The organism is Erysipelatoclostridium sp. An173 (assembly GCF_963931465.1).
Classification (GTDB): Bacteria; Bacillota_I; Bacilli_A; order Erysipelotrichales; family Coprobacillaceae; genus Thomasclavelia; species Thomasclavelia merdavium.
In genome coordinates this window covers 1,857,086-1,881,606 of sequence record NZ_OZ007017.1, presented here as the reverse complement: position 1 = coordinate 1,881,606, position 24,521 = coordinate 1,857,086, and the positions used below count along the sequence as shown (strand labels likewise).

Genomic DNA, 24,521 nt, shown 5'->3' with positions numbered 1-24,521 from the left:
CGTTTGCTATTCCTTGATTCTTTTAAAATGATACATAACGGTCAATATGTAAATAATAGACGATGGCTTTGATCTTAGCAGACTTAAAAATACGGGCTAAGATTTTTTTGTAATACTCTAATTGAGGCTGATGTAAAGCAATTAATGTTTTATCATCAGTATTTTTATTTAAATTATCGGTTTTATAATCAATTACAGTTATTTCATCATCATTGATACATACAACGTCAAAAATACCATGGATTATTTGTCCGTTTTCAAGCATTGAAAATTCTTTTTCCTGATATAAATGCTGACTATTTGCCATTAAACTAAAGACATCGCTAGCAACGAATTCTTGTAAATGAGGTAAATATCGCTCGATAACGGACCATTCATCATCATTAAATAGATTAGATTCTTTTAAACGAATAACTTCTTGTTTAAAATCTAGCTCAGGTATTATTTTTAAATGCTCTAAGAAACTATGAATAATTGTTCCTCGCGTACTAGCATCGACATTAATATCATTACTCTCATAACTAATATCACTGAAACTACGGTCACCATCTTCGATTTTTCTAGTTACAGCAATAGCTTTATCAAGGTTGGTTGGATATGGATAGACAAAGTTGTTATAGTGTTGATAATTTTTTAAATCTAATTTTGATTCTTGTGAGTTATTGATAATAATCTGTTGTTCAATATCATCATGACTAAAAATCTTAATTGAAAATTTACTATGTTTAGTATTATCTTGAATCAGATTTTTATTTTGATGAATAATAATAGTTTGGAAATTATGTTTAATTTGTTCGATTAATTCATCTTCATGATTAGAGTCTAATAAATTTTTATTGATTCCCTGTTCAATGATATTATCATGACTCATTAATGAAACCATTAGCCAATCCATATAACTATTTTGCATTCTAGCGTTATGATACAAAATAACTTTATCCTGACACCGTGGATTTTTAATAAAATCTGTTCCATTAGTTATTACGTATTCTTGATATTTAATGATATCTTGAGGTTCTTTAATTAATCCAGTTAAAATTAATTTTTGAGAAGCCCTTGTTAAAGCAACATAAAAAATACGCATTTCTTCATTGATAGCTTCATTGGTCTGGTAGCTGGCAATGACTTTACGATATTTATTTTCATATTCAACAACAACATCACGATATGGTGGTAAATCAACTTTAACCCGGGGCTTGATTGCAATTCCTAGTCGTTTATCACTGATGATCTGCTCTCTTGCATCTTGTAAATTAAATTTATTTTGTAAATTGGAAACAAAAACAATTGGGAATTCTAAACCTTTTGATTTATGAATTGTCATAAAAGAAACAACGTTATCATCATTACTAGAAACGGTTGCTGGAGAAACACCAATGCCATTTTCCAACATGTTTGTAAATTTAGTGGTAATACTATTTAAAGAATCATCATTCATTTCTCCTAGTTTTTCAATAAATAGTTCAATATTAGCTACTCTTTGACTACCGTTTATTAATGAGGCTAAAAATGTTAAATATTCACTATCATCAATAAATTTTTCGATTCCTTCTTTAACACTATGATAAATAAAATAATCACGCATTTGATGATAATAATTAATAAATTTTTCCAATATTTCATAATTATCTTTTTGCTCATTAATATAATTGATTAAATTATCATACATACTAAGTGATTCATCAGTTTTAATTTTCGCAATTAAATTTTCATCAAAATTACTAATTAAATAATTACCAGTTAATAAACTTGTAAAAGCAATATCATCAAGATGATTATTAAAAGCTTTTAAAACATGAATCATACTAATTATCTCAGGTTCTTGTAAAAAGCCTTGTGATAAAACAATATGACTAGGAATATGATAACGATTGAAAATCTTTTTAAAAGCAATAAAACTACGAGTATTACGCATTAATACAACGATATCGCGATAATTAGCAGGTCGTGTTGTTTTATCAAAATTATCAAGTTGTAAATTTCCAATCATATCCTGGATTTTTTTAGCTACTATTTTAGCTTCTAATTCAGCATCATTATTAGTAGTTCCGGTTTGATAAGATAGTAAAACTTCACTTGTAAAGCGAGTTTCATTATCATAACGCTTTGATGCCTTGGCAGTAACTTCTTCACGTTCATCGACTTCTTTAGCACCTTCTTTTCTTAAGAAATCATAGTTAAGTTTAGCACTATCGTCTAAATAATAATCCAATCCACCAATATCCTGATCCATTATTTGATTAAAAATATAGTTTACACTATCAAGAACAATTTTATTTGAACGATAATTATATCTTAAATCAATTCTTTTGGTATTTGGTATTTGATTAAAAGTTAAATATTTTTGATTAAAGATTTCAGGGTCGGCTTCTCTAAAACGATAAATAGATTGTTTCATATCCCCAACCATAAAGCGATTGATCTTTGGTTCTTTATAATCAGCAATTTTATCAATTAATGTTTCCTGGATTTGATTGGTATCTTGATATTCATCAATCATAATTTCTTTTAATTGATGATAAAGTAAATCAACAATACCATATTGTGGCTCCAGTATTTTTAAAGCGTTAGCTTCTAAGTCGTTAAAATCTAGTAAATTATTAGTTTGTTTATATTCTTGATAAGCTTTTTTAAATTCTTTTTGATAAAAAACAAGCTGTTCTAATGGTTTTATAGAAGTAGTTAAAACTTTTTTAAATTCTTCAAAATCATCATAAACTAAATCATTAAATTTATCACGATAGAACTTAATAACATTTGTTTTTAAACTATTATACTTAGCTTTATATTCTTCGTTATCTTCATTAAATAAACCACGACTATCATAGCTTTTAATTAGTTTTGCATTGCTTGCTCTAATTATTTCAGTAAGATTATTACTTTCAATTGCTTTAATAACATCATAATAGTATTTTAAGTGAGCATCAAATGGTGTAGGCATACTTCCTTTTTTTGAATTACTATCAAAAGGGTTTTGGCAGTAAAAACCTAAATTATGACTATCAGCAAAATTTGCGAGTTCATAGACTTTATTTATTCCCATTATTGCCTGTTTTTTTAATAATGAAATGATTGGTCTAGTAATTGGCCAAGTATTAATTGAATCTTCATTGTTATTAATTATATGATCATATATATTAGTTTTAATATCATCAATATATTGATCAAAATTGTAGATTGTATTGCTTAAATTTTCAAATTTAAAAATAGCGTTTTTAAATTTACCAAAATAATAATCAGGGAAATAAGTGTTTACAAAATCAATAAACTGGTCGTCATTAACCCATTTAGCGATACACTGATCTAGAATCTGGTGTTTGATTAATGTTGGATCACTAGTAATGTCAAAATTACTATTTAAGTCAATTAGATAACCATATTGTTTTAATAAAGTACTACAAAAACCATGGAAATTAGTTATATATGCTTTTGGTAATAACTGTTTTTGTTTTAATAAATGTTGTTTTAAAGAATCACTGATATTTTCTTGAAGACGCTGATCTAGGGAAACTTGTAAACGCTGTTTCATCTCTAATGCAGCAGCATTAGTAAAAGTAAGAACTAAAAGCTGATCAACATTATAGCCATCTTCTTCGATTAATGCCATGATTCGATTAACTAAAATTTTTGTTTTACCAGAACCAGCTGGAGCAGAAACAAGAATTGAACAGCCCCGACTAGTTACGGCTTCTTCTTGACCGCTGTTTAATGGGTTAATTGGCATTATCTTCACCTTCCTTTATTAAATATTCTAAATTTTCATTATTAACAAGAGTGTATTCGTTATAGAAAACATCGAAATTACAGATAGCACGATAATTACAGTAAGTACATGGATTAACTTTAGTGAAAATAGCTGGATCATCGCTGCCTTTAGGAGCAATTTGAATATTACCATGACTTAAACTATCATATAGTTTTTCAATATGACCAGTTACATAATCAATTAATCGTTTTAAAGCAAAACTGCTTAAAATATTCCCTTTATAACAATCATCTTTTTTTACATAGCGTGCTTTAATAATATTGGAATTACGCTCAAATTCATTATCGACTCTTGTAACCACTTCTTCATTTACATAACCATTCATACGATATTGCTTAAAGAAATTTTCGCTTGATTCTTCTTCAGTTATTTTTAAACTGCTGGCTAGAATTCTTTTTTTAGTATTGAAATACAATAATCCTCCTAAATCTAATTGCTGTTTAGAAGCTAAAGTATCAAGATATAGCAGCATTTGAATATTAAAGCCTTGGATTGCCAGTGAAATATCTAAATCTTTATTACTTGATTTATAATCGATAATTTTTAAATAATTATCACTTTGATCAACGCGATCAACAATACCAGTAAAGTTGAAATCTGGATATTTTCTTTTGATTTCAATTTCACTGCCAACAATTTCAAAATCAGAAGCTTGCAACTGCTGATTTAATACAATAATAGTATTTAATAAATCCTGTTTAACAGTTTTAATAATATAAATATTATTGTAATCATTCAAACGATCATTTAGTTCATTATTATCGATATATTCATTTACATATTTTTCAATTATATTTGGTAATGTGTCAACATCAATGACCGGCTGACTAAATAACTCTTTAGTTTTTTCTAGTACATAATGGACAATTGAACCAATTTCATTTGTTTGAAAAGATGGCTTTTTAAAAGGATATAATTTTAAGCCATATTGATTGTAATATTTATAAGGACAGCCATTATAAGTTTCTAATTTACTAGCAGAAAGGTAATTAGAAAATAGTGGTGTTGTTAGGCTACCAGGCTGATTACGACTTTGAATATATTTATCAATCATTGTATTTAAAGCTGTTTGCTTTGAATCTTGCTGACCTTTTAGATAAAGATTTTTCTTTAAGCTTTGATGTAAATAATCTTTACTAATATCAATATTTTTAATATCAAACATATTATTTAACTGATTATATAATGATGATTTTAATAAAGGCTGGCCATCTATTGAAGCATTAGCAAAACTGATAACTAAATAGTTATTATTGCTGTTTAATGCTTTTAAAATATTATTTTGATTAGAACCGATTTGATAACTTAAATCTGGTAATTTTAAGCTTTTTAGATCCTGGTCTAATAAAATACCGGTATCTTTAAATTGAAGTGGAACAACTGTTTCATTAACTCCAGTTAAATAGACCTTTTTACAATCAAGAATACCACTATAACATTGATCATAATTTAATAAATAAAGATGATCGTTACATGGCTTTTTATCTTCTTTTAATTCGGGCTTAGTTTTTTTAATCAGAATATAAAAATCAGATAGAGTAAATTCTTGAGTACTTTGAAATTCCTTAAAATAATTGATTAGTGTAATGACATTTTCATTAGTAATCATTTCTTGATCAATAAATTCAAGCATTATTTTGACATAATCATTTAAAGTAACACATTGATTAAAATCATAATTTGAAAATGGATCATCTAAGACATTATTTTCTAAATAATTCTTTTTAATACGATCAAGATAATTTAAATCATTGAATTTCTTTAACATCCTGCTATCAAGAAGATCTAATAAATCATCTTTTTGCTTATTTATTTTATATTTAAGAAATGAAAGACAAGCATTCATTTCTTTAAAAATTAGACTTTTACTAAGATTATGGGGAATATTAAATTGTTCTAAAATGTTGATTAGTAACGTTTTATATTCATGATTAGGATAATAAATAGCATAATCATGATAGTAAGTCTGGTTATCAACAATATCTTGATAGATGTTTAAAATGACACTTTCAATTTCGGCTTTGGGTGTTGTTTGAGCTATTTTATATAATGGACTTTGATCATTAAATTTTGGTGCCTGCAATGAAAATGTATAAGTATTTAAATGATTTAAATAAAGATCATCATCTTTGATAATATCGTTATCTTTATCATAATAATTTATAAATGGTTTATTTAAATCACGATTATCATCACTGTTGTTCATTAAAATAGTTACGTCACTAATACTAGCAAGCTGATTAATTAATTTATAACGATGTTTGGTAAAGATTTTTTCAGTTATAAAACAATAATGATTATTTTTAAGTGAATCATTAAAGTGATTAAATAAAAGATCTTCATATTGAAAACATTTATCTTTAGGCGTTGCAAGTTTAAATTGTTTATAAATATCAATAATTGTTGTAATTTTTTGTTTAGATAAATCTGGTAGAGTTTCAATATCAGGATTGTCTAATTCTTCTAAATAAAAAAGCTCTAAGATATTGATGATTTCTGGGATTAATTCCATTTTGTTATTAGTGTTAAAAATATAGTTGTTTGTTTCGATTATTTGTTTGATCATTAAGATAGTTTCTAATTTAGATAGTTTTTGTTGGTTATATATTTGATAATGGTTTAATAAATTATTGATTAAAGTATTATATGTTATGATTCTGATATTAAAAAGAGTGTCAGTATATTTGAAAAATGCTTCTTCAAAGAAAAGAGGATCATCAACGATGAAATAATAATTTTCAAAAATGTTTTTTTGAGCTTCGTTGATAGTGTTTTTTATTAATTCTTTAATTTTTAGAGTATAATTTAAACCACTTATTGTTTTCATAAAAGTACCTCCGATATAGCTTTTATTTTATCATAGATTATTTCAAAATAATAAAAGTGAAATTATTAATTTCACTTTAAACTGTTTTCTTGAAAAATCATTTCTGCTTTTTGATAGCTGGCATAAAATGCCTGATGATTATCAAAAGTAGGAGCTTGATTTAATACACCGGTTATTTCATGATTGATTAACTTAATACATAATTGATACATATCTTTCATTAAATCAAAATCCAGACGATTAAATGAGCTTACTTTTGACATTGATTCTTGCTGGTTATGACCACCCCAGAATTTCCATGTTTGATCGACACCAGTTTTTTCTAAGTAATCAATAGCTTGTTTTAGATTTTTTTGGTACATCTTTAAATTTAAACTATGAAATAATTGCATCCAGACACCACAGCCAGAACCAATGGCATCACCAGTATAGACAGCGTGATTTTTAGTATCTAAAAAAATCATTGATCCAGGAGTATGACCAGCTAATGGGATTGCTTCGATTGTTATTTGGCCTAAGTCAAATTTTTGATATGGTTTTAAATCTTTGATGTTATTAAAATCAATCAATGGAAAATCTGGCTGTAATTTTTGATTATCAAAGTAAACGTCTTTATCTAAATGTGATAAGTAGACATTATCAAATTCATTGATTGTGCCAATATGGTCGACATGGCCGTGGCTACAAACAACAATAAGATCTTTATTTGTTAAAGCTTTGATAGTAGGTAATAAAGGCTTTTTAAATAAGCCTAAATCAATTAATAAAGCCTTATTTTCTCCGATAATTAAATAACAAGAATTCTGGTCTTCATCATTTATATAATAACTTTGTTCATTTATTTTGATTGCGTCATAAGTTTCCATAATAACCTCATATAAATAATATTAGTATTTATAAAAAAGTATATCGTAATCATCAAAAAAAGCAAGAATATCCTTTATTACAATAAACTATTATACAAATAATTTAATTATTTGTATAATTAAATGAGGAGGAAAATAATAATGAATAAAAAAATTTTTTTCTTTGATATTGACGGAACTCTTGCTGATAAAAATATTATCCCTGCTGATACAATTACGGCTTTAAATAAGCTGAAACAATTAGGTCATTATATTTTTATTTGTTCAGGACGACCTTATATTTATGCTAAAGAGCATTATCAAAAATATGTAGATGGTTTTATTTGTGGTAATGGAAGATATATCGTATATAAAGATCAAATCATTTTAGATGAACCATTAACTTTACAGGAAGTGAAATATTTTGTGGATGGCTTTATGAAATTAAAATGCGGTTATAATTTTAATGGCAGTTATAATGGTTATGCTTTTAATATTGAAGCTAATAAATTATTGGATATGCAAAATGATTTTAAACATCCTTATTATATTGAAGATTTTAAATTATCTGATATTAATGCACATATGTTTGATGTACATTTTAAAGATGAAAAACATTTTAACCAAATAGCAAAATATTTTGATGATCGTATAATATTAAATGTTCATAGCGGACATAATTCAGCTGATGCCACAGTCATTGGTTATGATAAAGGGGTGGGGATAACAAAATTATTGAAAATATTAAATATTTCAGTAGAAGATAGTTATGCCTTTGGTGATGGCCTTAATGATATACCAATGTTTAAAGCGGTGGGGCATTCAATAGCTATGTTAAATGGTGTTGATGAAGCTAAAAAAGCTTGTGAATATATCACTGGTGATATTAATGATGGCGGCATTTATAAAGCATTGGCACATTATAAAATAATTGACTAAAAAATAAAAACCCAGTTATGGGTTTTTATAATGCTATTTAACTGTTACGTTTTGAGCTTGAGGACCACGATCAGATTGATTAATAGTAAATTCAACGATTTGTCCTTCTTCTAATGTTCTAAATCCTTCAGCATTAATTGCTGTGTAATGAACAAAAACGTCTTTTCCGTCTTCGTCATCAGTAATGAATCCATAACCTTTTTCTTGGTTAAACCATTTAACTTTTCCTGTACTCATTGTTGGTACCTCCTTGAAATATGTGCAAAAAGGAAATACTCTATGTAACTCGCGTAATCACAAATATCGGATTGTGGGTGGTACATAAAGGTAATACAATCTTCTAATACTTGTGATACTATGAAAATTATATTGCTACTTTTGCACTTTTATTGTACCATAATCAAATAAATAAAGCAATAGAGTGCTTTTTTGCTAGTTCGACAATATTGTTAATTTAAAATACACATTAATACTGTAGTATAAAATAATAACTTCAACCATTATCTTATTAACATTAGAATAAAACAATGGTAGAATAATATAGTATAAGACAAAGGAGGTTTTTATTATGCCATTTATTTCATTTACAACTAATCATAAATTGACACTTCGTCAAGAAAATGAAATCGCTAAAAGAACTGGGGAATTGATTAGTATTTTGCCAGGTAAAAAAGAAGAAAATTTAATGTTACATCTAGAAGATAATCAAATCATGTATTTCCGTGGCGAAGATATTCCATGTATGATGATTGCTGTTAAATTATATAATAAAGTTGATTTAAATGCTAAAAAAGAATTTACTGAAAAGTTAGTTGTGATGATCAAAGAAACGACAAATATTGATGTTGATGATATTTATGTATCTTTTGATGAATATCCAAACTGGGGTAAACAAGGTACATTGATTTAGAATGGTAAAATCCCGCTTATTTAGTGGGATTTTATTAAATATTTGGTTTTTATAATAGTATTAGAGAAAAACTTTTATAATTTTTTATTTTTCTCTTTACTTTTTGTAAAATATTATATATAATCTTTCTTGCGTTAAGCGAAAAATCTATTTTAATGTGGCGGACGTGGTGAAGTGGTTAACACACCAGATTGTGGCTCTGGCATGCGTGGGTTCGATCCCCATCGTCCGCCCCAGTTTTTATTACTTTTATTTTAATATGGCGGACGTGGTGAAGTGGTTAACACACCAGATTGTGGCTCTGGCATGCGTGGGTTCGATCCCCATCGTCCGCCCCATTTATATAGGGCATATATGATTTTATAATAGAAGTAAGATTAACACACTATATAAAATTTAATACTCGCTTAAAATTAAATGTTATAGATAAAGTTTATTATTTATAATTTAAAGGCGAAATAAAAACTAGAAATTACTATGGTTTCTAGTTTTATTATTTTATAAACCAATATTTTATAAAATATACTATTGTAAGAAAATAACATAATTAAACCATATGTAAAAAGGGTAATTATGTTTTTTATACGGTAAAGTTATTGATAAATAAAAAATGGCTCTATAATTTAAACGAAGATTTATAAATACTCTGTTTAAATTACAGGACCAAAAATCATCGATTATTCAACGATGATTTTATATTCGATAAATCGTATACATTCTTTGAATTTCATCTTTCAATTTATCTCTAAGTTCAATTGGTTTTAAAACCTCAACATGACTAGCTATTTGTAATAGATTTGTAAGTAGATCATTATCATTATTAACGTCATTAATTGAAACTTCAATAAATTGATGAAATTGTTCAATCTGGCTAATATTATTTTTAAAATATAGTGCTAATTTTTCAAAAATATCAGTATTACCTAAATATACACGTAATTTTAGGTTGATTTTGTTTTTAGTATCAAGTTTTAATGGATCGCTTTTTTGCCATGTATTTGTTTTAAAAGCTTCCATTTTATTTTGAATATTTTTTGGACAGTAACAAATTTTTAAATCAGTAATTCTATCTAAACAATAATATTTTAATTCAAAATCGGCATCCTTTGTATATTGATAGCCAGAAACATAAACTAAATCATTTTTTAGTTCAATATTTGTCGGATATAACAATATTGATTGGGAATTAACAGTATCAGTTAGTTTATTGTTAATGATATTATACTCTAAGCATTTAAAATCTAGACATGAATGACTATTAATGGCATTGATTATTAATTCTAGATTACTGTAAATTGAATTATCATTAGTACTATTTATGTTATCTAATAGATGATAATGATTAATACGGTATATCGAACTATCAGATAAAACTTTTTCAATTAGTTTAGGTTCTTCTTGATTTTCTAAATATGATATTTTATTTAATAGGTTGGCTAATAAAATAAGTTGCGCATCACTATAAAATGGCTTTTCTACGTAAGAACCTTTTTTTTGTTTCGTTACATAGTTTATCTTACCACCACTATTACTTTCAAAAGGTTGAATTAGTATATCATTGTAAACATTAATTAGATTATCAAATGTTTTAATTGATTCAATATCTGATTTAATTGTATTTCCTGAAACAGAAGCACTAATAGAACTGATTCTTGAAATCAACTCATCTCGTGATAGGGCATGATTTTGATCGGTTAATCTTTTTAATAGGTATTGAATTAATAAAATTCTAGTTCCGTTGCTAATTTCTCCCATTTTCTTCCCTCCTTGATTTATTTTACTTTATCTTGCAAAATATGTAAAATCGCAAACTTAAAATAAGATTAATTATTTGTTATTAAAAATATATTATTTAAATAAATTTGTAATTTTTTGAAAACAAATGTAAAAAAATGTATTTTATGTGTGATTTTATAGGAAGAAGAACATATTTTAGGAGTTTAATCATAAATAAAAAGTATAAAGAAAACAATCTTTATACTTTTAGCTAAGTAATTCAGAAACCTCAGTTTCAAAATTACTAGAATTATAAGTACTGTAATATGTCGTATAGATTTCCTGACAATCATCATTATCAATGATTGTCATAACGAATTCATACTCATAACATAATTCCATAATATTTTGCATGCCTTGAAATGTGATATCGTAATGTTGATAGTTGTCATTTTCAATATTGATTTCTAACTTAGCACGATCTGGATAAATATCCCAATCAATTAAAGAACCATCGACGTTCCAGTCAATCAAAATAAAAGAAAGAGGGTCAATAATGGCATCATCTAATTGATCTTTTGCCCTAATGGTAATATATAATTTACTAAACATAGATTTTCCTCCGTAAAAATATTATATCAAAGTAAATTTTATATAAATATGGGAACATTTTGGAAATTTAAGATAAAAGAATATCTTTTAAACAGCCGAAAAACTCTCTTAAATAATAGTGTGGTGCAGTATCATCTCTTTCTTTAGCAGCATATGTATGGGCTGTTAAATTATGTTTATTTGCAAGCAGTTTACTTCGAAAACAGTGGAAACCATTAGTAATAATTACAACATCATAATCTTTACTTGTTTTTTCTTCAATAATTTTTTTACTATAAATAATATTTTCATTTGTATTAGTACTTTTATCTTCGGTAATAATAAGTGATTCATCAATACCTTTTTCTACTAAATAATCTTTCATTGCTTTGGCTTCGCTTATATTTTCGCCATCGCCTTGACCGCCACTAACAATAATTTTAGTGTTAGGAAATTTTTGATGATATTGTAAAGCTGCTTCTAATCGATAGCGAAGTAATGGTGAAGGCGATGAACCATTTAATCTAGCTCCTAGAACAATTACATAATCACATTCATGATTATATTTATTGTTAGATTCATAAATAATTAAGCTTTCAATTACTACAAATATTGAAATTCCTAAAATTAAAATAGCTTTGATACTGTAATTTATCCCTTTGGGTAAATTAGATAAAATACTAACTTTATTTTTTAGTTCATAAAAACTATAAAAACCAGTAATTATTGAAAAAATAGGGTAAATAAAATAAGCAGTTATAAATCTAGAATTAATTACTAAGATTATAAAATAAATGATTGAAATTATACTCAAAGTAATTAATAAATAATCAAATATTCGACAATTCTTTATCATATTGTTTAAAAAACTCCTTTTTATCATTCTATCATAAATATTTAAAGAAATTTCTTAAAAATATTTAAAATTGCACTAATTTATTACTTAGTAGTATAATAAAAGTATGTTGTAGGAGGAAATAATAGTGAAAGTTAAAAGATTTGAAAAATTAGGAATTGAACCATCATTATTAGGATTTGGATGTATGCGTTTTCCATTAACTGAAGATGGTAAGATTAATGAAACAGAAGCCGAAAAAATGATTGATAAAGCAATCGCTTCAGGGGTAACATATATTGATACTGCTTATCCATATCATAATGGCGATAGTGAACCTTTTGTTGGTAAAGTATTAAAAAAATATCGTCGTGATAGTTTCTTTTTGGCAACAAAATTACCGGTATGGAAGGTTAATAGTCAAGAAGAGGCTTTAAAGATTTTTGAAGATCAGTTAAAAAGATTAGATGTTGAATATGTTGATTTCTATTTATTACATGCTTTAGATAGTGAAAAATGGCAAAAAGTAATCGAATATGATTTGATTGGGATGTGTGAAAAATTAAGAGAAGCTGGAAAAATTCGTTATTTAGGATTTAGTTTTCATGATGAATATCCTGTATTTAAAGAAATTTTGGAATATCATAATTGGGATTTTTGTCAGTTACAATTAAATTATATGGATATGGATATTCAAGCTGGTATGAAAGGGTATCAGTTAGCTGAAAAAATGCAAGTACCAATTGTAGTTATGGAACCGATTAAAGGTGGTTCTTTGGCTAACTTACCAAAAGATATTGCTCAAAAATTCTTAGATTATAATCCTGATGCTAGTATTTCATCATGGGCATTACGTTATGTAGCTAGTTTATCAAATGTTAAAGTAGTTTTAAGTGGAATGTCAACTTACGATCAAGTACTTGATAATTTGAAGACATTTGAAAATTTTGAATATTTAAATCAAGATGAATTAATGTTGATCCAAGAAGTTCGCGATACTTTAAAAGCTCGTATGAAAAACGGATGTACTGGATGTAGTTACTGTATGCCATGTCCTTTTGGTGTCGATATTCCTAGCAATTTTAAATACTGGAATAATGCATTTGTTTATGATAGCCATGAACAATTCAAGGATAAACTAGCAAGCATGAAACCAGAAGCTAAAGCTGAAAACTGTCGTAAGTGTGGTAAGTGTGAAAAACTATGTCCACAACAACTTTCAATTCGTGATGATTTACAAAAAGTTTCTGAATATTTAAATTCTGATAATTAAAAATAATATAAAAGGAGTTTATTATGGAATATTATCAATTACCAAAAACAGATTTAAAGGTCTCAAAGATTGCTTTAGGATGTATGCGAATTGCTGATAAAAGCGTTGAAGAAGTTGAAGAGCTAATTGCTACAGCTTTAGATTTAGGCATTAATTTCTTTGATCATGCTGATATTTATGGTGGGGGAAAATCTGAAGAATTATTTGGAGCAGTTTTAAAAAAACATCCTGAATATCGTGAAAAGATGATTATTCAAACTAAATGTGCCATTGTTCCAGGTAAACGTTATGATTTTTCTAAAGAACATATCATTAATAGTGTTAATGAATCTTTAAAAAGATTGAATTGCGATTATGTTGATATTTTATTATTGCATCGACCTGATGCATTATGTGATCCTCAAGAAGTGGCTGAAGCTTTTGATGAATTGTATGAAAGTAAAAAAGTAAGATATTTTGGTGTTTCTAATCATACGCCATATCAAATCAAATTATTACAAAAGTATTCAAAATATCCAATCATCATTAATCAATTACAACTTTCAATTGTTCATTCTGTTATGATTGATTCAGGATTAAATATGAATATGAAAGAAGATTGGGCTCAAGATAAAGATGGTGGCGTTTTAGATTTTTGTCGTTTAAATGATATCACTATTCAACCATGGAGTGTTATTCAGGCTTCTTGGGCTGAAGGAACATTTATTGATAATCCTGATTACGCTAAATTAAATCAGGAGTTAGAAAAATTAGCTAATGAATACCATGTTAGTAAAACGGCTATTGCTATTGCCTGGATATTACGTCATCCAGCTAATATGCAGCCTATTGTTGGAACAACTTCACCGGTTCATTTAAAAGAAAGTGTAGAGGCTATAAATGTTAAACTAACTAGACAACAATGGTATGATTTATATTTAGCTAGTGATAAACCATTACCATAGATTTTGGTTTTATGCTTTAACACACTAAATAAAAAAGAAGCGATGCTTCTTTTTTATTTAGTAATTATCGAGGCTTTCGCCATTACTTTGAATAACGTTTTTATACCAATTAAACGATTTTTTCTTTATTCTAGAAAAATCGCCACTTCCATCATCGTGTTTATTTACATAAACAAGACCATATCTTTTTTTCATTTCTCCAGTTCCTGCTGAAACAATATCGATACATCCCCACACTGTATATCCGATTAAATCAACACCATCTAATTCAACAGCATCTTTCATTGCTTTGATATGATTCTTTAAATATTCAATACGATAATCATCATTGATAGTTCCATCTTTTTCAATAACATCTTTGGCACCTAAACCATTTTCAACGATAAACATTGGTTTATGATAACGGTCATAAATTTGATTTAAAGCAATTCTTAGTCCAAGGGGATCGACAGTCCAACCCCAATTTGATGTTTTTAAATAAGGGTTTTTATATGCTATAAATTGATTTCCTTCAGTTTTTTTAGCATTTGGATCAGTTGAAGAAACAGTTGACATATAGTAGCTAAAACCAATATAGTCTACAGTTCCATTTTCAATAATCTTCAAATCATCTTTTTCCATTTTGATATGAATATTTTCTCTTTCAAATTTCTTTAATTGATATTCAGGATAATACCCTCTTACTTGAACATCCATATAAAATTCTTTTTGACGATTAAATTTAATTGCTTCCATAACATCTTCTGGTTTACATGTCATTGGGTAACTAGGTGTATAAGATACCATCATTCCAATTTTAAAATTGGGGTTAATTTGATGACCTAATTTAACAGCTTTCGCGCTAGCAACAAAGATATGATGATGAGCTTGATATAAATTTTGAGGATTATTATTATGAACGCCGATTTGACACCATCCAGATAAGACATTGATTTCATTAAATGTCATCCAGTATTTTACTTTATTTTTATAACGTTCAAAAATAGTTTTAGTATAAAAAAGGAAAAAATCAATGACTTCGCGACTTAGCCAGCCATCATAATGGTCAGCTAAATACATAGGCATTTCAAAATGGTTAATTGTCACCACCGGTTCAATACCAAATTTTAATAACTCATCAAAGATAAGATCATAGAACTTAAGTCCTTCTTCATTGATTTCATACATACCATTAGGACAGATTCTAGACCAGCTAATTGACATTCGAAAACATTTAAATCCCATCTTGGCCATTAAAGCGATATCTTCTTTCCAATGATGATAAAAATCAGTCGCCTCATGACTAGGGTAATAAGTATTTTCTTTAATATAGCCTGTACTATTTTCTGGTACTGGTCCTGTCATAGTGCTATCAACAGGAACTGCACCTATTTTCCCGTTAGCGGTTTTAAAAGTAACTTTTCTAGGAACCTTATATCCACCACCAGTAACAACATCAAATGTACTTAGGCCACGTCCTCCTTTGTTATAGCCTCCTTCATGTTGATTAGCTGCTGTAGCGCCACCCCATAAAAAATCTTCTTTAAAACTCATTATTATCCATCCTTTCAATAAAATTTTGATGATTTTATTGTATAAAGATGATAAAGAAATATCCAATATTTATATTTTATATCTAATTATTCTATTTATCTATCATTGAAGTGTTGTTGCATCTTTGATAATAGCTTTTCAGCAATAGGTGTAAATACTTGATATTTTTTCCAGATAATATACATATTAGTTTTTAATTCTGGTTTTAGTACTCGAAAACAAAGCTCACTATTTTCACTAGTATCGACGATTTTATCAAAACTTAATGCGTAGCCAAATCCTTCTTTGACCATGATAGAAGCGTTATAAATAAGGTCAAAAGTTGCTACAATGTGTAGTTGATCTAATTTTTCTTTAAATAACTTTGGATAATCTTCAGTGATTCCTTGTCTTGATACAATTAAAGGCAGATCAATTAAATCTTCGATAGTGATATATTCTTTTTTTGCTAGTGGGCTATCTTTACGCATAATAACTCCCCAAGTATCACTGGTAGGTATTTTAATATAGTTATACTTAGATAAATCTACTTCTTGAACAATTATGGCAAAATCTAATAAACCTCGATCTAGTCTTTCAGCGATAACTTCAGTATTACCACTGTATAAATGAAATTTTACATTTGGGTATTGAAGCTGTAAATCTTTAGCAGCTGTTGCAAAATAGCTAAATGATTCAGATTCAGCAGCACCAATATAGATATCGCCACCAGTAATATCATCTAATGCCTGGAATTCTTCCATCGTTTTATCAACCATGCTTAAAATATCTTCAGCTCTTTTTCTTAAAAGAAGACCTTCGTCAGTTAATTTAATACTATAATTACTGCGGATAAATAACTTTTTACCAATTTCTTCTTCTAATTGCTTTATTTGTTTAGATAAGGTAGGTTGGGTTACATGAAGATATTTTGCAGCTCTAGTCATATTTTCTTCTCTTGCGATTGCTAGAAAATAACGTAAAACTCTTATTTCCATTTTAATCACCTCTATGTTTATTATACAGAAGGCAATTATTCTTAAAAAGAATAACTTGATATAAATTATAAATATTAGACATTTTAATGACTGAAAATTAGAATGTTATTTAATTAATAGGGGGGTGATATTATTGCCAGATTATTATGATCAAAATAGTTGTTTTATAGAAAATTTAGTTGATGCTGGATGTGATCATGAAATGATTGAAAAATGTAAATTATTGAAAAAAGCACAACAAATTGATTCGTTGATTTATGTTTTATCAAAACATCGAAATAAGCTTATAGATAAATTGCATCAATATCATCGTCAAATTGATAGTTTGGATTATTTATTATGTAAATTAAAAAAAGATATTGAATAAAATAACTGTTCTATATCAATTAAATATAGTATTAATGAAAATAAATTGAGGAGAAAAGATGAAGGTAATAGGAATAAACGGTAGTTCTAGAAAAGATAGTAATACTACACTACTTATTAAATATATTTTTAAAGAGTTAAATAAGGAAGGAATAGAAACAGAATTAGTAACTCTCTATGACAAAAAAATCAATCCTTGTCGTGCCTGCTTTGCTTGTAATAGTAGAAAAAATTGTGTTTATAAAGACGATTTTAATGATGTTTTTAACAAAATGATGACTGCTGATGGAATCATATTAGGCTCACCAGTATATATGGCTAATATATCTTCATCTATGCAGGCTTTATTAGAAAGAGCTGCAGTTGTATTGGATATGAATAAAGAAACCCTTTCAATTAAATATAAAGCAGGAGCATCCATCGTATCACTTCGACGTGGTGGTGGTTTAAATGCAGTGGATGCAATGAATCATTTTTTCTTGAATCAGCAAATGATTATTGTTGGTTCAACATATTGGAATATGGTTTATGGTCAATTACCAGGTGATGTTGAAACTGATTTAGAAGGAATCGAAAACATGAAAAATATTGGTCAGAATATGGCATATGTTTTAAAAAGATTACAAAAAAGTGATGGAAATGATTCAAGAAGAATTTAAAGGCTTAAAATTTTTTTGCTATAGATAAAAACTATAGTAAACCGATAAATTTTTATATTTTTCAAATAGTAATTAGCTTGTTAAAATATCCGGTAGATATTATAGGAGGATGAATTAATGAGTAACTTACAAATACCTTTTAAATATGATTTTGTCGGTAGTTTTTTACGACCAGAGAAATTAAAAAACGCTCGAAAAGAATTTGAGGCTGGTTCAATATCTTACGGTGAATTAAAAAATGTCGAAGATGAATGTATTATTGATTTGGTAACTAAAATAAAAAAACTAGGATATCATGTTATTACTGATGGTGAATTTAGACGTGCTACTTGGCATTTAGATTTTATGTGGAATTTTGAAGGAGTAGGGCACTCTAAGACAAATACTGGTTTACCATTTCATGATGAGGCAGCAATGATAGATGATACTTATTTAACTGGTAAAGTTAAATTAACACATGAACATTCATTTGTTGATCATTTTAGATTTATTAAAGCATTAGAAGATGAAAATACAGTAGCTAAGCAAACAATTCCTGCACCAGCTCAATTTTTAGCACAATTTATAATGCCTTTTAATAGAGAAAATACTGAAAAGTATTATTCAAGTGATGAAGAATTAATTAATGATATTGTTGCTGGTTATAAAAAGGTAATTGATGATTTGTATAATGCAGGATGTCGAAATTTACAATTTGATGATTGTACTTGGGGAATGATGGCTGATAAAACTGGTCATCTTGCATATGGAACTACTCCAGAAGGACTAAAAGAAATCCAAAAGATTCATAAAGATATTAATAATAAGGTTATTGCTAATGCGCCAAAAGATATGGTCATTAGTATGCATGTTTGTAGAGGAAATTTCCATTCTACATATGCCAATAGTGGTGCCTATGATCCAGTAGCCGATGTTTTATTTGGCAATCAAAATGTTGATGCATTTTATTTAGAATTTGATGATGAAAGATCTGGTGGATTTGCACCACTTGCAAAAGTATCTGGAGATAAAAAAGTTGTTTTAGGTTTAATTACAACAAAATCACCAGTTTTAGAAAATAAGGAAGAGATTATCGCTAGAATCAATGAGGCTAAAAAATATATTCCATTAGATAGACTATGCTTAAGTCCCCAATGTGGCTTTGCTTCTTGTGAAATTGGAAATAAACTAACTGAAAAACAGCAATGGGCAAAATTAGAGTTAGTTAAAGAAATAGCAGATGAAATTTGGAAATAATCTTAAAATAGGCAAAAGAAGGTCAAAGAGATCTTCTTTTTTGTTTATTAAAATTATACTAAAAGTAATTGAAGAGATTTAAAATAATATTATTGTTTGATAAAATAATTACATTAAAATATTACTATTATAAGGAAGATAAAATGGAATTAAAATTTATTACATCAAATGACAAAGAATGGCAAAAAGCAATAGAATATATCCAAAATTGTCCGTGGAAAGCTGGAAAATCATTAGCTAGTAAAATGATTAATAACTATTTTAATGATTGGCAGCGTGTTTTGATTGTTTTAAAAGATAATAATATTATTGCTTTTTGTACATTTACTAAAGAAGATTGCATTAAAGATGTAAATTATAGACCATTTATTGGCTATATTTATGTTGATGAAAAATATCGAGGTTACCGATTAAGTAAAAAAATGATAGATAAGGCTATTAATTATGCAAGCAGTTTAGGATTTACAGCAGTATATATAGTATCAGATCATGTAAATTTATATGAAAAATATGGCTTTAAAATATGTGATTATAAAGAAAATCGGCATGGAAAGATTGAAAAAATATATCAGAAAAAAATATAGGAAGTTATTAATAAATGAATTAAAATAAATGATTTTTTAAAGAATATATTATCGTTTAAAGAGAAAAGTATGGATTTTAAAATTGTTGAAAAAGAAGCATTTAATTTTGTTGGAGTTAGTAAACGCGTAGCCTTGCAATTTGAAGGTGTAAATAACGAAATAGTAAAATTGACACAAGGAATAACAGAAAATCAATGGAAGGAGTTACGTGAATTACAAAATATTGAACCATTTGAAGTAGTAAATGTATCTTATGATTCTGATAGCGATTTTCTTGAAGAAAAAGGCCATTTAACACATTTAGTTGGGGTTTTAACTACACGAGAGGATTTTAGTAATCAATTTGATAAGTGTTCAATGCCAGCTTGTACATGGGCAGTTTTTCCAAATAAAGGGCCATTCCCTTTTACACTACAAAATACGATGGCCAAAATATATTCAAAATGGCTACCTGCTTCTAATTATGAATTAGCATTTTCTTTTTCCTTTTCTTTTACTAAAATGAATGAATATAAAGAAGATTATGCATATAGTGAGATCTGGATTCCTGTTAAGCTAAAAAAATAATTTATTGATATAGAATGATGTATACTTTTGATATGGGTATAAATAATTTGGATTAAAATAATAAAAGATATTAATAGAAATTTCAGTTGACAGTGACGTTACGTTCCAAATTATAATCTAATCAAGAGGTGAAGGTAATGGAAAAATATAGTTATAGAGAATTTGCAAATATTACTCATACAACACTTAGAACTTTAAGATATTATGAAAGCATAAATTTGATTATACCAGTTATTGAAAATGGTAGAAAATATATTGAAGAAGATTATTTTATACAATTACAGACAATACAGCTTTTAAAGAAAGCAGGCTATACTCTAGAAGAAATCAAATACATTATTAAGGATAAAAACATTGAAGAACAAATAGTCATGCAAAAAGATTTATTAAATATACAGTTAACTAATACTAAAATAATGTTATCTCTTATTGATGAAATACAAAATGAAAATAACATGAATATTTCAAAAATATATGCAAAATTTTTACAAATTCAAAATAGACAAAATTTACAACTTCAATTTGAAACACCAGATGGATTAAAAACAAGGGTTTTATTTCATCATAGACATACCCATTTTGATCAAAACTTTCATGAATGGATGTTTGATCATTATCAATTTAACGATAGTGACAAGATTTTAGAAATAGGTTGTGGAGATGGTACATTATGGCAATGTAATAAAGATAGGATTCCTAAAAATATTGAAATAATTTTAAGTGATATTTCTCAAAAGATGATAGATGAAAGTTATTTGAAACTTTATGACATCTCACAAATAAAATCTTTTGATTTGGCTGATTGTTTTCATTTGCCATATGATGATGAAAGTTTTGAAATTATAATCATTAATCATGTTTTAATGTATTTTGAAAATTTAGATCAAGCTTTAAAAGAAATATATAGGGTACTAAAAAAAGGAGGTACTATATATTGTTCGACAATAGCTAAGGATATGATGGTAGAAAGAGATGAGATGTTAAAAAAATTTGATTCTAAAATATCATTTGATCAAGAGATATTATATAACCGATTTGGATATGAAAATGGTAAAGAAAAATTAATCAAATATTTTTGCAATGTTGAATCATTTGATCGTAAAGAAACTTATGAAATTACAGATATGGATTTATTTTATCAATTTATATTAAGCGGGAAAGGACTGAGTCCTAATTTAGAACCGTTATATAGAAAAAAAGTGCAATTTTACCAATATTTAAAAAATTATTTTGACAAAAATAAGATTTTTTATTTAACAACACATGCGGGAATGTTTAAAGCAAGAAAAGATTGATAAAACGAAAAATATTTATTATAAGTAATAAGTTGTAATTTTTATAAAAAACGACAAATTTAAAATTATTAATCTAAATAAATTTGCTTCATCTTTACCTAAATATGACCCAATTAAAAATATTTGATAATATATTATTGTTCAATTAATAAAAAGAATATGGAGAAAAAGATATTAGTAACAGGTGGTACGGTTTTTTTAAGTAGATATATCGCTGAGTATTATGTTTCTAAAGGAGATAATGTCTATGTATTAAACAGAAATACAAGATTGCAATCTCGAGGAGTTAAACTAATTGAAGCCAATAGGCATCACCTGCAAGAAAAGTTAAAGAATATGAGTTTTGATGCAGTTATCGATGTTGTTGCATATAATGAAAATGATATTAATGATTTATTAGATGGTTTAGGTAATTTTAAACAATATATCATGATAAGTTCTAGTGCGGTTTATCCTGAATATGGCAGTCAGCCTTTTAAAGAAAATAGTGTTTTAGCAAAAAATAAGTTTTGGGGAAAATATGGGACTGATAAAATTGCTGCTGAAAAAACACTTATGCAAAGAGTGAGTGATGCTTATATTCTTAGACCACCATATTTATATGGACCGATGAATAATGTATATCGAGAAGCTTTTGTTTTTGATTGTGCAATTGATGATAGACCATTTTATTTGCCTAAAGATGGTTCAATGAAATTACAATTTTTCCATGTTAAAGACTTATGTCGGGTTATAGATTTTCTTATAGAAAATAAACCGGTACAACACATTTTTAATGTAGGAAATAAAGAAGCAATTACTATCAAAGAATGGGTAGAAGCTTGTTATGGTGTGTTGAATAAAAAGCCTAAGTTTATAAATGTTTATGATAATATAAATCAAAGAAAATATTTTAGTTTTTATGATTACGAATATTATTTGGATGTTACAAATCAGGATACTTTAATATCATCAACACTATCATTAGAAGATGGTTTAAAAGAGTCATATGAGTGGTATATAAAAAACATGGATGAGGTAAATAAAAAGCCATTCATTGAATTTATTGATAATAATATGTTTAATAAAACAAACGAATTATAAGATGTTGTTTTAGCATTATTATAAGATACTTGAGAGTTTAATTACTATTCTATTGAGTATCTTTTATTTTATTTTATACTATAAATCAAGTATAATTATGATAAATAAGTTTTATTGCAAATAAAAATAACTGTAATTTAAAATTAAATGTTTAATATAAAATAAAGGAGATGGTTTTAATGAAAATTTTAGCTTTTACAGGTGCGGGAATATCAAAGCAATCTAATATTCCTACTTTTATGGAACAGCCTGAAGTTAGAGAAAAGTTGTTTAGAGATTATGCTAATACTCATCATGAAGAATATAACGAAGTTATTAGACAATTAAAAGCTAATATGAATGGGGCAAAACCAAATGATGCCCACATTGCTTTAGCTGAATATAAAATTCCAGTTATTACAATGAATATTGACGGATTACATAAGTTGGCTGGAAGTGATGCATTAGAAATGCATGGTGGTTTACCTGAAGATGATGAAATGGATCAAGCCTGGTCATTATATAATAAGCCGGTTTTATATGGTGACCCTGCGCCAAATTATCAAAAAGCATATGAAATGGTTTATGGTCTAGGACCTGGTGATGTATTTTTAGTAATTGGATGTTCTTATCATACCGCAATAGCTGTTGATTTAAGAGAGGTTGCTAAGTCAAGGGGAGCAAGAATTATTGAAATTCAAGATGATGCTGCTCATAATGTTAGGAAAGTATTGGATAAATTGATTAAGTAAATATGATTTTAAAAAAAGGAGTATCAGTATAAAACTTTTGGATCAGTACAGTAAGAAAATAGGATGCTTTTAATATATTATTATATGTTTTATACAAATTTTATTTATGGAGGTAACTGAATTTGGATAATAAAAAATATGTTGGAAGGATTCTTGAGGTTAAAATAGACAGAGAATTTGGAAGTAAACATCCTGACTATGGTTTTATTTATCCAATTAATTATGGGTATGTTCCAAATACCATTAGTGGGGATAGTGAAGAATTAGATTGTTATATATTAGGAGTATTTGAACCAATAAAATATTTTACTGGAAAATGTATCGCATTGATTCATAGAATCGATGATAATGATGATAAATTAGTAATAGTTCCAACGAATAAAAACTATAGTAATGAGCAAATTGAAGCTTTAGTAGAATTTCAAGAACGTTTTTTTAAACATATAATTATAAGATGAACCCTAGCATTATAAATGTATGTATATCTATATTTACGAAATAATCAAAAGATGATTAAATGAATAAAGTTTAGTCATTATATAATAAGTTATTTTTGTATGGTAATCCTATTACTAATTAGAATGGCGTTAGAAGAGATAAAAAAAATAAATATTTATTAATTGACAAAAAATTTTTTTACTAGTATTATGTTAATAACATAATAAATTAAATACGAAGAATTGAACTAGTAGGCTAGGCGTTTAGGCAAAGAGAGTATCGGTGTGGTGTGACGATATCCAAACAAATAGTTGAATACATCAAGGAGTAGAATGTTGAAAATAGTAGGCATCTCCGGGAACACCCGTTATCGTGTTAGAGTATGAACCATAATTAATATGGCGTA

Annotated in this window: 22 protein-coding genes, 2 tRNA genes and 1 other annotated feature (1 of these 25 cut by a window edge); of the genes, 15 read left to right on the top strand and 9 right to left on the bottom strand. The window is 27.1% G+C overall.

Annotated elements, in window-relative coordinates:
- Nucleotides 1-22 precede the first annotated feature (22 nt).
- The 3 genes from ABGT36_RS09420 to ABGT36_RS09410 form a co-directional block, all read right to left on the bottom strand.
- Nucleotides 23-3,724, bottom strand: a complete 3,702-nt coding sequence (locus ABGT36_RS09420) for a UvrD-helicase domain-containing protein (protein ID WP_346677699.1) — start codon at nucleotides 3,722-3,724, stop codon at nucleotides 23-25.
- Nucleotides 3,714-6,593 carry a PD-(D/E)XK nuclease family protein gene (locus ABGT36_RS09415; RefSeq protein ID WP_346677698.1) on the bottom strand — a complete coding sequence of 960 codons (2,880 nt, stop codon included), beginning with the start codon at nucleotides 6,591-6,593 and terminating at the stop codon, nucleotides 3,714-3,716. The genes ABGT36_RS09420 and ABGT36_RS09415 overlap by 11 nt, the downstream gene beginning before the upstream one ends.
- 71 nt (nucleotides 6,594-6,664) lie before the next feature.
- Nucleotides 6,665-7,459, bottom strand: a complete 795-nt coding sequence (locus ABGT36_RS09410; RefSeq protein WP_346677697.1) for an MBL fold metallo-hydrolase — start codon at nucleotides 7,457-7,459, stop codon at nucleotides 6,665-6,667.
- 141 nt (nucleotides 7,460-7,600) lie between these two features.
- Between ABGT36_RS09410 and ABGT36_RS09405 the strand changes: the two genes are divergently transcribed.
- A complete protein-coding gene (locus ABGT36_RS09405; RefSeq protein ID WP_346677696.1) occupies nucleotides 7,601-8,377 on the top strand; it encodes an HAD family hydrolase in 777 nt (258 codons plus the stop codon).
- Between the two features lie 33 nt (nucleotides 8,378-8,410).
- Here the strand turns inward: ABGT36_RS09405 and ABGT36_RS09400 are convergent, their stop codons facing one another.
- Complete coding sequence (locus ABGT36_RS09400; RefSeq protein WP_087299287.1) at nucleotides 8,411-8,614, bottom strand: cold-shock protein; 204 nt, start codon at nucleotides 8,612-8,614, stop codon at nucleotides 8,411-8,413.
- Between the two features lie 331 nt (nucleotides 8,615-8,945).
- On the opposite strand from ABGT36_RS09400, the gene ABGT36_RS09395 reads away from it, so the two are divergent.
- The 3 genes from ABGT36_RS09395 to ABGT36_RS09385 all read left to right on the top strand — a co-directional run bounded on the left by ABGT36_RS09395 (nucleotide 8,946) and on the right by ABGT36_RS09385 (nucleotide 9,625).
- On the top strand, nucleotides 8,946-9,287 hold the full coding sequence (locus ABGT36_RS09395; protein ID WP_087299285.1) for a phenylpyruvate tautomerase MIF-related protein: 342 nt from the start codon (nucleotides 8,946-8,948) through the stop codon (nucleotides 9,285-9,287).
- 160 nt (nucleotides 9,288-9,447) lie between these two features.
- Nucleotides 9,448-9,523, top strand: a tRNA-His gene (locus ABGT36_RS09390).
- A gap of 26 nt (nucleotides 9,524-9,549) precedes the next feature.
- Nucleotides 9,550-9,625 (top strand) — tRNA-His (locus ABGT36_RS09385).
- 355 nt (nucleotides 9,626-9,980) lie between these two features.
- Here ABGT36_RS09385 and ABGT36_RS09380 read toward each other — a convergent pair.
- The 3 genes from ABGT36_RS09380 to ABGT36_RS09370 form a co-directional block, all read right to left on the bottom strand.
- Entirely contained in the window at nucleotides 9,981-11,042 is a 1,062-nt protein-coding gene (locus ABGT36_RS09380) for a WYL domain-containing protein (RefSeq protein ID WP_346677695.1), read from the bottom strand.
- 228 nt (nucleotides 11,043-11,270) lie between these two features.
- Nucleotides 11,271-11,615 (bottom strand): hypothetical protein, encoded by a 345-nt coding sequence (locus ABGT36_RS09375; protein ID WP_087373796.1) that lies wholly within the window; start codon nucleotides 11,613-11,615, stop codon nucleotides 11,271-11,273.
- 67 nt (nucleotides 11,616-11,682) lie between these two features.
- Nucleotides 11,683-12,450, bottom strand: a complete 768-nt coding sequence (locus tag ABGT36_RS09370) for a YdcF family protein (protein WP_346677694.1) — start codon at nucleotides 12,448-12,450, stop codon at nucleotides 11,683-11,685.
- 127 nt (nucleotides 12,451-12,577) lie between these two features.
- On the opposite strand from ABGT36_RS09370, the gene ABGT36_RS09365 reads away from it, so the two are divergent.
- Nucleotides 12,578-13,702 carry an aldo/keto reductase gene (locus tag ABGT36_RS09365; protein WP_346677693.1) on the top strand — a complete coding sequence of 375 codons (1,125 nt, stop codon included), beginning with the start codon at nucleotides 12,578-12,580 and terminating at the stop codon, nucleotides 13,700-13,702.
- 23 nt (nucleotides 13,703-13,725) lie between these two features.
- Complete coding sequence (locus ABGT36_RS09360; RefSeq protein WP_087299276.1) at nucleotides 13,726-14,646, top strand: aldo/keto reductase family oxidoreductase; 921 nt, start codon at nucleotides 13,726-13,728, stop codon at nucleotides 14,644-14,646.
- 57 nt (nucleotides 14,647-14,703) lie between these two features.
- On the opposite strand, the gene ABGT36_RS09355 is transcribed toward ABGT36_RS09360, so the two are convergent.
- The gene (locus ABGT36_RS09355) at nucleotides 14,704-16,179 is read right to left on the bottom strand and encodes a family 1 glycosylhydrolase (protein WP_346677692.1); all 1,476 of its coding nucleotides are present in this window, start codon (nucleotides 16,177-16,179) and stop codon (nucleotides 14,704-14,706) included.
- Between the two features lie 95 nt (nucleotides 16,180-16,274).
- A complete protein-coding gene (locus ABGT36_RS09350) occupies nucleotides 16,275-17,156 on the bottom strand; it encodes a LysR family transcriptional regulator (RefSeq protein ID WP_087373801.1) in 882 nt (293 codons plus the stop codon).
- A 133-nt stretch (nucleotides 17,157-17,289) separates the two neighbouring features.
- On the opposite strand from ABGT36_RS09350, the gene ABGT36_RS09345 reads away from it, so the two are divergent.
- The 9 genes from ABGT36_RS09345 to ABGT36_RS09305 all read left to right on the top strand — a co-directional run bounded on the left by ABGT36_RS09345 (nucleotide 17,290) and on the right by ABGT36_RS09305 (nucleotide 24,135).
- The gene (locus ABGT36_RS09345; RefSeq protein ID WP_296883303.1) at nucleotides 17,290-17,523 is read left to right on the top strand and encodes a hypothetical protein; all 234 of its coding nucleotides are present in this window, start codon (nucleotides 17,290-17,292) and stop codon (nucleotides 17,521-17,523) included.
- A gap of 58 nt (nucleotides 17,524-17,581) precedes the next feature.
- Nucleotides 17,582-18,181, top strand: a complete 600-nt coding sequence (locus tag ABGT36_RS09340; RefSeq protein WP_346677691.1) for a flavodoxin family protein — start codon at nucleotides 17,582-17,584, stop codon at nucleotides 18,179-18,181.
- A gap of 117 nt (nucleotides 18,182-18,298) precedes the next feature.
- The gene (locus tag ABGT36_RS09335) at nucleotides 18,299-19,417 is read left to right on the top strand and encodes a 5-methyltetrahydropteroyltriglutamate--homocysteine S-methyltransferase (protein ID WP_296883299.1); all 1,119 of its coding nucleotides are present in this window, start codon (nucleotides 18,299-18,301) and stop codon (nucleotides 19,415-19,417) included.
- 143 nt (nucleotides 19,418-19,560) lie between these two features.
- On the top strand, nucleotides 19,561-20,001 hold the full coding sequence (locus ABGT36_RS09330) for a GNAT family N-acetyltransferase (protein WP_346677690.1): 441 nt from the start codon (nucleotides 19,561-19,563) through the stop codon (nucleotides 19,999-20,001).
- A gap of 69 nt (nucleotides 20,002-20,070) precedes the next feature.
- Nucleotides 20,071-20,568, top strand: a complete 498-nt coding sequence (locus tag ABGT36_RS09325) for a GyrI-like domain-containing protein (RefSeq protein ID WP_087373813.1) — start codon at nucleotides 20,071-20,073, stop codon at nucleotides 20,566-20,568.
- A gap of 137 nt (nucleotides 20,569-20,705) precedes the next feature.
- Entirely contained in the window at nucleotides 20,706-21,863 is a 1,158-nt protein-coding gene (locus tag ABGT36_RS09320) for a methyltransferase domain-containing protein (protein WP_346677689.1), read from the top strand.
- A gap of 159 nt (nucleotides 21,864-22,022) precedes the next feature.
- Nucleotides 22,023-22,946: an NAD-dependent epimerase/dehydratase family protein gene (locus tag ABGT36_RS09315; RefSeq protein ID WP_346677688.1), complete on the top strand. Its 924-nt coding sequence runs from the start codon at nucleotides 22,023-22,025 to the stop codon at nucleotides 22,944-22,946.
- Between the two features lie 179 nt (nucleotides 22,947-23,125).
- Nucleotides 23,126-23,677, top strand: coding sequence for a Sir2 family NAD-dependent protein deacetylase (locus ABGT36_RS09310; protein WP_087299254.1), 552 nt, complete (start codon nucleotides 23,126-23,128; stop codon nucleotides 23,675-23,677).
- 122 nt (nucleotides 23,678-23,799) lie between these two features.
- A complete protein-coding gene (locus tag ABGT36_RS09305; RefSeq protein WP_300080279.1) occupies nucleotides 23,800-24,135 on the top strand; it encodes an inorganic diphosphatase in 336 nt (111 codons plus the stop codon).
- A gap of 208 nt (nucleotides 24,136-24,343) precedes the next feature.
- Nucleotides 24,344-24,521 (top strand) — a binding site (T-box leader) (it continues 69 nt past the right edge of the window).

What these genes read in the sequence shown, in the direction of transcription:
- ABGT36_RS09420 (WP_346677699.1), bottom strand. Translation starts at nt 3,724, where the DNA reads ATGCCAATTAACCCATTAAACAGCGGTCAAGAAGAAGCCGTAACTAGT.
- ABGT36_RS09415 (WP_346677698.1), bottom strand. Translation starts at nt 6,593, where the DNA reads ATGAAAACAATAAGTGGTTTAAATTATACTCTAAAAATTAAAGAATTA.
- ABGT36_RS09410 (WP_346677697.1), bottom strand. Translation starts at nt 7,459, where the DNA reads ATGGAAACTTATGACGCAATCAAAATAAATGAACAAAGTTATTATATA.
- ABGT36_RS09405 (WP_346677696.1), top strand. Translation starts at nt 7,601, where the DNA reads ATGAATAAAAAAATTTTTTTCTTTGATATTGACGGAACTCTTGCTGAT.
- ABGT36_RS09400 (WP_087299287.1), bottom strand. Translation starts at nt 8,614, where the DNA reads ATGAGTACAGGAAAAGTTAAATGGTTTAACCAAGAAAAAGGTTATGGA.
- ABGT36_RS09395 (WP_087299285.1), top strand. Translation starts at nt 8,946, where the DNA reads ATGCCATTTATTTCATTTACAACTAATCATAAATTGACACTTCGTCAA.
- ABGT36_RS09380 (WP_346677695.1), bottom strand. Translation starts at nt 11,042, where the DNA reads ATGGGAGAAATTAGCAACGGAACTAGAATTTTATTAATTCAATACCTA.
- ABGT36_RS09375 (WP_087373796.1), bottom strand. Translation starts at nt 11,615, where the DNA reads ATGTTTAGTAAATTATATATTACCATTAGGGCAAAAGATCAATTAGAT.
- ABGT36_RS09370 (WP_346677694.1), bottom strand. Translation starts at nt 12,450, where the DNA reads ATGATAAAGAATTGTCGAATATTTGATTATTTATTAATTACTTTGAGT.
- ABGT36_RS09360 (WP_087299276.1), top strand. Translation starts at nt 13,726, where the DNA reads ATGGAATATTATCAATTACCAAAAACAGATTTAAAGGTCTCAAAGATT.
- ABGT36_RS09355 (WP_346677692.1), bottom strand. Translation starts at nt 16,179, where the DNA reads ATGAGTTTTAAAGAAGATTTTTTATGGGGTGGCGCTACAGCAGCTAAT.
- ABGT36_RS09350 (WP_087373801.1), bottom strand. Translation starts at nt 17,156, where the DNA reads ATGGAAATAAGAGTTTTACGTTATTTTCTAGCAATCGCAAGAGAAGAA.
- ABGT36_RS09340 (WP_346677691.1), top strand. Translation starts at nt 17,582, where the DNA reads ATGAAGGTAATAGGAATAAACGGTAGTTCTAGAAAAGATAGTAATACT.
- ABGT36_RS09335 (WP_296883299.1), top strand. Translation starts at nt 18,299, where the DNA reads ATGAGTAACTTACAAATACCTTTTAAATATGATTTTGTCGGTAGTTTT.
- ABGT36_RS09330 (WP_346677690.1), top strand. Translation starts at nt 19,561, where the DNA reads ATGGAATTAAAATTTATTACATCAAATGACAAAGAATGGCAAAAAGCA.
- ABGT36_RS09325 (WP_087373813.1), top strand. Translation starts at nt 20,071, where the DNA reads ATGGATTTTAAAATTGTTGAAAAAGAAGCATTTAATTTTGTTGGAGTT.
- ABGT36_RS09320 (WP_346677689.1), top strand. Translation starts at nt 20,706, where the DNA reads ATGGAAAAATATAGTTATAGAGAATTTGCAAATATTACTCATACAACA.
- ABGT36_RS09315 (WP_346677688.1), top strand. Translation starts at nt 22,023, where the DNA reads ATGGAGAAAAAGATATTAGTAACAGGTGGTACGGTTTTTTTAAGTAGA.
- ABGT36_RS09310 (WP_087299254.1), top strand. Translation starts at nt 23,126, where the DNA reads ATGAAAATTTTAGCTTTTACAGGTGCGGGAATATCAAAGCAATCTAAT.